The organism is Rhodococcus sp. EPR-157 (assembly GCF_001647195.1).
Lineage (GTDB): Bacteria > Actinomycetota > Actinomycetes > Mycobacteriales > Mycobacteriaceae > Rhodococcoides.
Map to the genome: position 1 here is coordinate 1 of NZ_LVCV01000670.1, position 4,217 is coordinate 4,217.

Sequence of the window (4,217 nt, forward strand, 5' to 3'; positions counted from 1 at the left end):
GAGCGGTGTTGCGCATCAAGCACGCCGTGTTCGACAAGCTCGTCTACGCAAAACTGCGTGCCGCTCTCGGAGGCCAGTGTCAGCTCGCCATTTCGGGCGGCGCCCCACTCGGTGCACGTCTCGGGCACTTCTACCGAGGCATCGGTGTGCCCATCTACGAGGGCTACGGCCTGACCGAGACCAGTGCGGCGTTCGCGGTGAACACGATCGGGAATCAGCGCGTCGGCAGCGTCGGGCGCCCCTTGCCCGGCAACACCGTTCGGATCGCCCAGGACGACGAGATTCAACTTCGCGGACCCGTGGTGTTCTCGGGATATTGGCGCAACGAAGAAGCAACGGCAGAGTCCCTCGACGACGGGTGGTTCCGCACCGGTGATCTCGGATCCGTCGACGAAGACGGCTACATCACCATCACCGGCCGCAAGAAGGAACTCATCGTCACGGCAGGCGGAAAGAACGTATCGCCTGCCGGGCTGGAGGACCAGTTGCGGGCGCACGCTTTGATCAGCCAGGCCATCGTCGTCGGCGATCAGAAGCCGTTCATCGGCGCGCTGGTGACACTCGACGACGACGCCTTGTCGGGTTGGAAAGCCGCGCACGGCAAACCGGCCTACGCCACCGCTGCCGATCTCGCGAAGGACGTCGATCTCATCGCCGAGATCGACGCGGCAGTGGCCGAGACCAACAAGTCCGTCTCGCATGCGGAAGCCATCAAGAAGTACCGCATTCTTCCCGGCGATTTCACCGAAGAGTCCGGCGAAATGACGCCGACGATGAAGCTCAAGCGAAACGTGATCGTCAAGTCGTACGCAGACGAGATCGAGGCAATCTACGCCCGGTGATGCCGCCCCACTAGAGCAATGCGCGCAGCTTTCCAGCCAGAACATCCCAACGCCAACTCGTCTCGACCCAACGGCGGCCGGCGTGACCCATCGACGTCGCCAGTGCACGGTCGGACAGAATTCTCACGATGGCATCGGTGATCTGCTCGACCGATCGACCGTCGACCACAAGTCCGGTCTTGTTCTGCTGGACTGTTTCCGGTGCACCCCCGGATAGCCCGGCGACAACCGGGATTCCACACGCAGACGCTTCGAGGTAGACGATGCCGAGCCCTTCGACGTCCAGACCTGCTCCGCGCGTTCTGCTCGGCATGGCAAACACGTCGGCAATGGTGTGATGAGCAGCCAGTTCTGCGGAAGGTACCGTGCCGGTGAAGATCACGTGATCCTCGACACCTTCTTTTCGGACCAAGGCGCGAAGCGTTCCCTCGTAGGGCCCACCCCCCACGATGACAAGCACAGCGCCATCGATACTTGCGCGTATCCCCCGGATCGAACGGATCAGATAGTCCTGGCCCTTACGCGGCACCAACCGCGACAGGCACAGCACCGTCGGACGATCTCCCAGGCCATAACGCGCCCGCAACTCTTCACGTGCTGAGCTGTCGGGCTTGAACCTGTCGGTGTCCACCCCGGGCGGAACGTGTTCCAGAGCGGCTCGCGGGCCGAACGCCGACGCGAACCGCCCGCGGGTGTACTTGCTCACATACGTCACTGCATCGACGGAATTGCCGATGGCGCGCAAGGTCGCCCGGCCGCCGGGCACCATCGACCAGCCCACTTCATGGCCGTGCGTACTGGCGATCACGACATCGGCCCCGGCTCGGCGCACGACCGGCGCCATCACCGCCAGCGGTGCTGCCGCCCCGAACCACACCGACTCGCAGTCCAGCGACTTGACCAACGCGCATGCCCGTCTCGCGACAAATGGCGTCGGAAGCATCAAAGTCGTCGGATGGCGGACGACCTCGAACGGCTGTCGTGCGTCGAACTTGACATGACTGTCGCCGCGCCACCGCGGTGCGTAGACCACCAACTCGTCGGCCGGAAATCGCGTGGCGAAGCTGTGGAGATACGACTGGATGCCACCGGGACGCGGTGGGAAATCGTTCGTCACCAGCAGGGTCCGATGCATGGGTCCACCGTAGTCAGGACGACTGTCGAAGTACCCACGACCCCCAGGCCTGCAGAAACACTCCGGTGCTCAGTCCGGTAGCAGACTTCAGTCCGCTGTCGACCTCGGATGCGGTCTTCGGACCCGTGGCAAGCTGCTCGTAGAGACTTCGTAGCGCCGGTTCCCCGAACTGCGCGGCCGCGAAGGCGAACACGGACCACGCGGACTCGTACGCAAGCGTGGATCGGACGCCTCCTGCACCGAAGTCGGAGTCTTCCGGGAAGACCGTAGGAGGTCCGCCCTCGGCGACAACGCGGCTCAAAGTCGGTGCGACACGATCGAAATCGGCCCCTGAGCCACGGTAACCGGAGTAGTCGGCAAAGCCTTCGAGGACCCAGGTGGGCGAGCCGTCGACCGTCGCGGAGCGTGCCGCCACATGCGTCAGCTCGTGCCGCAGGACCGATCTGGTCGTCGTGTCGGTCAACCGGTCCAGCGCAGCTGCACTGAATACCACGCGTTGCCCTGTGACGGTCTGCCCCGGGACGACAGAGTCGGACACGGAGACCGCTGCGACGTCCGTTCCTGCTGTGGCGGGACCCGCCGACGCTGCGAATTCCTCGACGGATCCGGAGGTGAAGATCAGCGCGGTCTGCGGCCAGTCGTCCCCGTAGAAGTCCGACACGGCATCGACTGCCGCCGGCAATTCGCTCGCCACACGGTCGATCAACAGCGACTGATCGGGGTGTCCGAGAACCACTGATGTTCCCCCAGAAGTCGACACCGATCTCGCGATCACCGGCCCGAAGTCCCACGGACCACGCCACGTCGTTCGGTCGACGCCCGCAATGTCTGTGTCCGAGACGATCCGCCACTCGTCGTCACGTTGCGCGAGCAGCAGCGCCACCGGTCGCCGAGTGGGCGTCGTATCGGGCCCGGTCACCGCGTATCGCAGAACCACCGATGGCGCCCAGACGTCGGCAGCGTTCAGCGGAGTCGCGACCGCGGAGGGAACCGGCACTTCAGGTTCGTCGACGAGGTCGTAGCCCCAATCTGCGAGCGGGACGGACGCGAGATTGGCAGCTCGGCGGATCTCGGACCGCAGGAACTCGGGAGAGGCGGCTGGATCGATCGTCTTCTCGAGGGCCGCCATGTCGTTCGAACGGACGGCATCGGCCCACCGACGCAGTAAGTCCTCGACACCCTGGCGACGCTGCGCCTCGTACGGATTGACCGCGGTTGTCGTGGTGGGCTCCGTGTCCGTCACCGGATCGGTACTGCACGCCGACAGTCCGAGCAGAACGCTCAGTACAACGACGGCCAGGCGCGCCCAACGAGGCTTCTCAGCAGAGCGCTCACCGCGGATCGACAGCACCGAGTGTCAGTAGCGACGCGCGCCGTAGTACGGGAACGACGCCATGGACTGCACCTTCACCGGCACCCCGAAGGTCGATGCGTGGAGTACGTTGCCGTTGCCCGCGTACAACCCGACGTGGGACGCATCCGGGTAGAACAACACGACATCGCCCGGCTGGAGATCCTTCTGATCGATCGGTGTTCCGCCGGATGCCTGCGCCTGGCTCGATCTCGGAAGTGTCTTACCGACTTGCTTGTACGCCCACACGACGAGGCCGGAACAATCGAATCCATCGGGACCTGTCGCACCCCATACATAGGGCTTTCCGACCTGGGTCAGACCAGCCTGCAACGCTCCGGATCCCGAACCGGGAATGAGGTTCGACAAGATCTTGGACAGGTCGAAGCCCGGGGGCAACGGCGATCCCGCGAGGTCGGCCTGCTCGGAGCTGGACAGCGCGTTGAAACTCGCTATGACCTCCGCCATCTGCCCCTGCAGTTCGCTCTGCTTCGCCTGGAGGCCGTCGCTGACGACCTTGGCTTGTTCGGCAGCAATCCGGGCGGTCTCCGCTGCGGTGCGTGCTGCGTCCTCGGCGGCAGCGGCATCAGCTGTGGCCTGCTTGAACTGCTGCACCTGGCGAGCGGTTTCCGCCGAGATGATGTCGAGAGCCGACATCTGGTCGAGCAACTGCTGAGGTGAATCGCTGACCATGACGGCAAACAGTCGATTGGTGCGCCCACCCTGATAGTTGACGTTGGCGACTTTGTCGACAGCCGGCTTCAGTTCCGCGAGTGCAGCCTGCGCGCGCGTAAGGGCGTCCTGGTGCGAACCGACGGCGGTTTCGGCGTCCCGTTGCGCTGCTGTCTTCGCGTCCAGATCGATCTGGGCGTTGTGCATTGCCTCGGTG

Annotated in this window: 4 protein-coding genes; 1 reads left to right on the forward strand and 3 read right to left on the reverse strand. The window is 64.5% G+C overall.

The genetic code is table 11. From position 1 onward, the window contains the following. Window positions 1-842, forward strand: an 842-nt coding sequence (locus A2J03_RS28785) for an AMP-dependent synthetase/ligase (protein WP_156520642.1), incomplete at its 5' end; no start/stop codon positions are given. Window positions 843-852: 10 nt separating this feature from the next. Here the strand turns inward: A2J03_RS28785 and A2J03_RS28790 are convergent. The 3 genes from A2J03_RS28790 to A2J03_RS28800 form a co-directional block, all read right to left on the reverse strand. Then, window positions 853-1,977, reverse strand: a complete 1,125-nt coding sequence (locus tag A2J03_RS28790) for a glycosyltransferase family 4 protein (protein WP_068381475.1) — start codon at window positions 1,975-1,977, stop codon at window positions 853-855. 13 nt (window positions 1,978-1,990) lie between these two features. Then, window positions 1,991-3,328 carry a hypothetical protein gene (locus A2J03_RS28795; RefSeq protein ID WP_231912760.1) on the reverse strand — a complete coding sequence of 446 codons (1,338 nt, stop codon included), beginning with the start codon at window positions 3,326-3,328 and terminating at the stop codon, window positions 1,991-1,993. Between the two features lie 6 nt (window positions 3,329-3,334). After that, the coding region (locus A2J03_RS28800) for a C40 family peptidase (RefSeq protein WP_068381480.1) at window positions 3,335-4,217 on the reverse strand (883 nt) is incomplete at its 5' end.

Coding starts and splice junctions, on each gene's coding strand:
- A2J03_RS28790 (WP_068381475.1), bottom strand. CDS start 1,977: ATGCATCGGACCCTGCTGGTGACGAACGATTTCCCACCGCGTCCCGGT.